This is a genomic window from Deferrisoma palaeochoriense, assembly GCF_054656955.1.
The window spans coordinates 1-5,404 of sequence record NZ_BAAHXI010000116.1; the positions used below are offsets into that span (position 1 = coordinate 1).

A 5,404-nucleotide genomic window follows, 5' to 3' on the forward strand; every position below is an offset into this window, starting at 1 on the left:
CTTCCCGCTGGGACGCTGGGAGGCAGGGACGCTGACGCTAAAATCATATGTGATTCCAGCTCCACAGGCTGCCCCAACCTGTGGGAGCGGCTTCCAAGCCGCGACAACATGCTTTCGGGCCTTCGGCCCGGATCGCGGCGTGGACGCCGCTCCCACCCCCAAACCCTGACTCGGGCGTTACTGTCCTGCGCAGTGGGGCCCCAAAGGGGCCCTGGGAAGCTTCCAAGCACCCGCGCCGCGGCCGGCCGGGGGGTGGGGTTGCGGCGCGCGGGAGCCACGAAGCATCACCGGGCCGGCGCCGGCACCGGGTCGGCCGCGGCCACGGGCTCCTCGGGCCGCTGGTAGGCCCAGGGCACCAGGGCCTCGAGCCGGGCGAACATCCGGTCCACCCACGTCGTGTGGACCCCGGTCTTCTGGGCCACGGCCACGCCCTTCTGGTAGAACCCAATCGCCCGCTCCTCCAGGGGGAACGCCCGCTCCTCCAGGAGGAAGTTGTACTCCTCGAGTTCCTCGGGGGTGAGCCCGGCCGGCCGCTCCGAGGCGAGAAGCGCCTCCTTCATGTGTTCGAAGGCCTCCCCAGCCTGGTACAGGGCCTCGGTGACCACGTCGCCGAAGGGCACCCCGGCGGCCCGGGTGAGCCAGGCGAGCGCCTCCTCCAGGAGTTCCTCCTTCTCCGCGAGCCGCGCCTCCAGGTCGCCCCGCAGTTCCACCGCCCGGAACCGCTCAAGCCGGCGCCGGGCCAGGGCCAGGGCCGCCTTGGCCCGGTGGTAGGCCCCCGGGCCTTCGGCCGGGGTGTCCCAGGCCGCCCGGTAGGCCGGCTCGGGGTCCCGGCCGGCCGCCTCCAGGCTCTCGGCCCGGGCGAGCCAGGCCTCGGCCACCCGGGGGTCCTCCGGGAACCGCTCGGCGAACTGCCGAAACCGCTCGGCGGCGCGCAGGGGTTCCCCCGCGTTTCGCCAGGCCACGGCCGCGCCGAAGAGCGCGTCGGCCGCCTCGGCCGGATCCCGGGCCTCTCGGACGAGGGCCTCCCGGTCCTGGGCCGCCCGGGCCCAGTCGCCCCCGCTCTCGTGGATCCGGCTCGCCAGGACCAGGGCGGCCCGGGCGTGGTCCGACCCGGGGTACCGGGCCGCCAGCCGCTCGTAGAGGTCCGCGGCCTCGGCCTCGCGGCCCGCCGCCCGCAGGTTCTCTGCCGCGCGGTAGAGGGCGATCCGGGCCGCCTCGGCCCGGGGAAACTCCTCCACGAGCCGCAGGAAATGGCGGTTCGCCTCGTCGATCGCGCCGGCGGCCTCGGCCGCCTCCCCCTGCTTGAACACGCTGAACACCAGGAGTTCCCGGGCCTGGCGCTCCTCGTCCGGGGGGAGCCGTTCCTCCAGGGCCCGGCGGGCCGCCCCCTCGGCCTCGGCGTAGCGCTCCAGGCGGAAGAGCGCCGTGGCCGTGCGGCCCCACGACCTGCGGGCCTCGGACGCCTGGGGCCGCATCCGGCGCAGCCGCTCGTAGGCCGCCAGGGCCCCCTCGAGCCGGCCGGCGGCCAGGAGCCGGTCGCCCTGCACCAGGAGCACCTCGGCCACCCGGGGCGAGTCCGGGTTGGCGTCCACGAACTCCCCGTGGGCCCGGATCCACTCGTCGAACACGGCCGGGTCGTCGGCCGCGAGCCGCCCCAGCACCTCGATCCGCCGCAGCCCCGCATCCTCCCGCCGGTTCGTGCGGTCGGCCCGCTCGGCCACCCGGCGGTAGGCGTCGGCCGCCTCCCGGAGCCGCCCGGCCTCCCGCAGCGCGTCGGCGTAGCGGTAGGCGAGCTCGTAGCCCTCCTCGGTCCGGTCGCCGAACCAGTCGAGGTACGCCCAGTATAGCGCCACGGCCCGCCCGATCTCCCCCTGGCCCCGCTGGGCCCGTCCGTGGCGGTAGAGGGCCGCGAGCCGCAGGCCCTCCTCCACCATGCGGTCGCGCTCGGCCGCAAGTTCGGTGCCCGCGTGGGCCCGGTCCCAGGCCGACCCCGGGCCGTAGCGCTCCACCCACGACTCCCGCCGGGCCATGGTGGCCTCGACGTTGCGCACGATCCGGTAGGCCGCCTGGATGCCCCGCTCCATCTCGAGGCAGAGCGGGGCATCGGGGTACGCCTCGACCCCGGCCTCGTAGGCGGCCACCGCGTCCTCGTACCGGCTCGCCTCGAGGAAGAGGTCGCCGAGCTTCCGGTAGAGTTCGGGCCCCCGGTCGCGCACCTCGGGGTGGTCGTCCAGGTAGGCCCGAAGGGCCCCCAGCCCCCCCCACTCCAGGAGCGTCTTGGCCAGCACCTCCACGGTCTCCCGCCGCAGGTCCTCCCGGGAGGGGTCGGCGTCCGCCAGCACCCCGTGGAACGCCTCCACGGCCTCGGGGTAGCGCTCGAGATTAAAGTAGCACCAGCCCAGCTTGTAGAGGGCGGCCGGCCGGTACTCGGGCTTTCCGCCCTCGGCCACGGCCCGGTAGTGGGCGGCCGCCTCCTCCAGGAGCCCGTCGTCGAAGGCCACCTCGCCCAGGCGCATGTGGATCTCGTCCCGGTAGGGGGTCGCGGGGTCCCGGCGGAGCACCTCCCGGTAGGCCTGGGCGGCCCGGCGGACCTCGCCCCGCTCGCCGTAGACGTAGCCCAGGTTGTAGAAAGCCGTCAGGGCCTGGGGGCTCTCCGGGTAAGCGGTCACGAGCCGCTCGTAGTAGGCCTTGGTGCGCACGTACCGCTGGGCGGGGGGGACGTCGGCCTCGCCCTCGTAGGCGAGCCGCAGGGCCTCCGACTCCTCCTCGAAGGCGAGTTCGGCGAGCCGAAGCAGGATCTCGGGTTTCCGGTCTTCCGGGGTGCCGGGCCGGGCCAGGAGTTCCTCGTAGCGGGCCACGAGCCCCCCGTCCCGGGGAGCGGGGGCCTCGGGAGCCTGGGCCCTGCGTTTCCGGAGGGCCTCGAGCTTCGCCCGGGCCTCCCGGGTGGCCTGGGAGAGGCTCCGGGGCTTGGGTTTGGGTTCGGGGGCCCGGGCGACCTCGGCCGCAGGCCGGGGCGCCTCGGTCCGGGTCGGGGCCCCGGCGCAGGCCGCAAGGAGGCCCAAGGCCCCGAGCCCGAGCGCGCAGAGAGTTCGGCCGCCTCCCCTCATTGGCCACCCCCTTCCCGGAGGAGGTGCAGGGCCTGGGTCTCGTCCAGGGCGTAGAGGTCGGCCCTCCTGCGCCACTCGGCCGCCCGGGCCCGCAGCCGGGCGGCCGCGGCGTCCCGGCCCCGGGCCAGGGCCTCGTCCCGGAGCGCTCCGAGCCGGCCGGCCGCGGCCTCGAGCCGGGCCCGAAGCCCTTGGAGCCGCTCCCGGGCCCCGGCCACCGCGCGGGCCTGGGCCGCCACGGCCTCCCGGGCCGCCCCCACGGCCGGCTCCACCCCCCGGGCCGCGTCCTGGAGTTCCCCGATCCGGGCCGCGAGTTCCTTCTGGCGCTGGGACACCCGGTCCCGAAGCCCCTCCAGGAACCGGGCCCGGGCGCCGGCGAGCCCCGCGGCCGCCGAGAGGACCCGGGCCTCGAGGGTCCGAGCCGCCCCCGGGGCCCGGCCCTCGAGGGCCCGGGCCGCCGCGTGGAGCCGGCCGATCTCCCGGTCGAGGGCCCGGTGGCGGGCCGTGAGCGCCGCGATCCGCGGCCGGGCCTCCGCCGGCACGAGCGCGGCCACGCTCACCCGGTCGAGGTACTGGGCGATTCCCCCCTTCATGTGATCGAGTTCCCCGGCGAGCGCGGCCAGCCGGGCGGCGGCCGCGTCCACCCTCCGGGCCCGGGCCGCGAGAAACGCCTCCCGGACGTCGAGGGCGGCCTGCAGGGCGTTCGCCCGGCGGCCCAGGTTCTCGATCCGGCTCTCCACCGGCCCGGTCCGTCCGGCCTCGGCGGCCCAGACCGGGTCGGGACCGGGAGCGGCGGCCCGGGCCTCCAGGGCCTCGGCCCGCTCCAGGGCGGCCTCCCGGGCCGCGGCGTACTGCCGGGCCGCCTCGGCCAGGATGCCGGCCGCCTCGTAGGCCCGGCCCTGGGCCCACAGGTACAGGGGCGCCCGGTCGGGGTCCCGCTCGGCGGCCAGGGTGAACGCGGCCAGGGCCTCGGCCGTGGCCCCGAGTTCCAGGTCGCACCACCCCATCCCCTCCAGGGCCTGGGCGTACCAGGGGCTTTCCGGCTGGATTCGTCCGAACTGGTCCCGGGCCACCTGGAGCCCCCGCTCCCGGGCCTCGGGGTCGAGGCCCAAGAGCCCCACGGCCACCTGGTAGAGGATCCGGCCCCGGGTCAGCCGGATCCGGTCGGCCAGGGGCTCCGGCGCCGCCTCCACGGCCCGGGCCAGGAGGTCCAGGGCCTCGGCGTGGCGGTCCTCCTCGAACCGGATCTGGGCGAGCGTGTGGAGGGCATAGGGAAGGAAGGGGCCTTGGGACACCCGGCCCAGGACCTCGGCCGCCTCCGGGTTGCGGCCGAGCATCCGCAGGCTCTGACCCACCCGGTACCAAAGGGTGTCGGGGTCGGCGAGCCGGCCGGGGTTCGCGGCCGCGGCCAGGGCCGCGACCCGTTCGTACCGGCCCCGGACGAACTCCCGGTCCACCGCGGCCTCGAGGGCCGGACCCGAGAACGGCCCGTCCGTCGCGGCAAGCTCGGCCCACACCCCCAGGGCCGCGGCCCGGAACCCGGCCCGGTCGAGGGCCAGGGCCCGGAAGTACCGGTCGGCCCGGGACCCGGCCGCCGGATCCCGGCCCAGGAGGTCCAGGGCCTCGGGCCCGGCGCCCAGGAGCGCCCGGGCCATCCCGGCCTGCTCCCGCACCCCCGCGGCCGAAACGGCGGCCGCCAGGAACACCGCCAGGGCCGCGACGGCTACTCGGCCCGCCACCGCACCCCCTCGTCGCCGGCCGCGGCCACCCAGGCCACCGGGCGGGCCGCGGCCGCCTCGAGCACGGTGGGCTCCCCCGGCTCCGCGCCGGCCGGCCCGAGCCACACCCGGTGCTCCCCGGCCGCCACCCAGACCCGGGCGACCTCCACCGCGATCCCCTTCTCCAGAAGCCCCCACTCCTCGGGCAGAAACGCCCGGGTGGCGACCGGGGTGCCGTCCACCACCACGGCCACGCCCGTCTCGCGCCAGGCCGGGTCGGGCTTTTCCACGAACACGAACGCCTCGGCCATGCCGGCCCAGGCCACCTCCCGGGCCACGGCCTCGAGTTCTTGGCGGATCGCCTCCACCTCCCGGGCGATCTCCTCGAGCCGGGCGTCGTAGGCGTCCACCGGATCCTCGGCCCGGGCCGAAGCCCCGAGGGCCAGAACCATCATCGCCAGAATCAGTACGCGTCTCACGGGAACTCCGGATAAAGGCCGTAAATCGTGAATCGCACAACTGCCGTGAATCGTAAATCGTGAATCGTTCCAACGGCCGCGGGTCGTTCCTCCGCGCGGACGT

At 76.5% G+C, this 5,404-nt stretch carries 3 protein-coding genes; all 3 read right to left on the reverse strand.

Going from position 1 to position 5,404, the window contains the following annotated elements; genetic code table 11:
* Window positions 1-284: 284 nt before the first annotated feature.
* The 3 genes from ACYQ8L_RS17980 to ACYQ8L_RS17990 are packed head-to-tail and all read right to left on the reverse strand — an operon-like array spanning window position 285 to window position 5,301.
* Window positions 285-3,107 (reverse strand): tetratricopeptide repeat protein, encoded by a 2,823-nt coding sequence (locus tag ACYQ8L_RS17980; protein WP_459943199.1) that lies wholly within the window; start codon window positions 3,105-3,107, stop codon window positions 285-287.
* Window positions 3,104-4,843: a tetratricopeptide repeat protein gene (locus tag ACYQ8L_RS17985; protein WP_459943200.1), complete on the reverse strand. Its 1,740-nt coding sequence runs from the start codon at window positions 4,841-4,843 to the stop codon at window positions 3,104-3,106. Before ACYQ8L_RS17985 ends, ACYQ8L_RS17980 begins: the two co-directional genes overlap by 4 nt.
* Window positions 4,828-5,301 (reverse strand): hypothetical protein, encoded by a 474-nt coding sequence (locus tag ACYQ8L_RS17990; protein WP_459943201.1) that lies wholly within the window; start codon window positions 5,299-5,301, stop codon window positions 4,828-4,830. Before ACYQ8L_RS17990 ends, ACYQ8L_RS17985 begins: the two co-directional genes overlap by 16 nt.
* Between the last annotated feature and the right edge of the window lie 103 nt (window positions 5,302-5,404).

Bases quoted from the DNA above. Each gene is read 5' to 3' on its own strand.
- ACYQ8L_RS17980 (WP_459943199.1), bottom strand. From the start codon at position 3,107: ATGAGGGGAGGCGGCCGAACTCTCTGCGCGCTCGGGCTCGGGGCCTTG.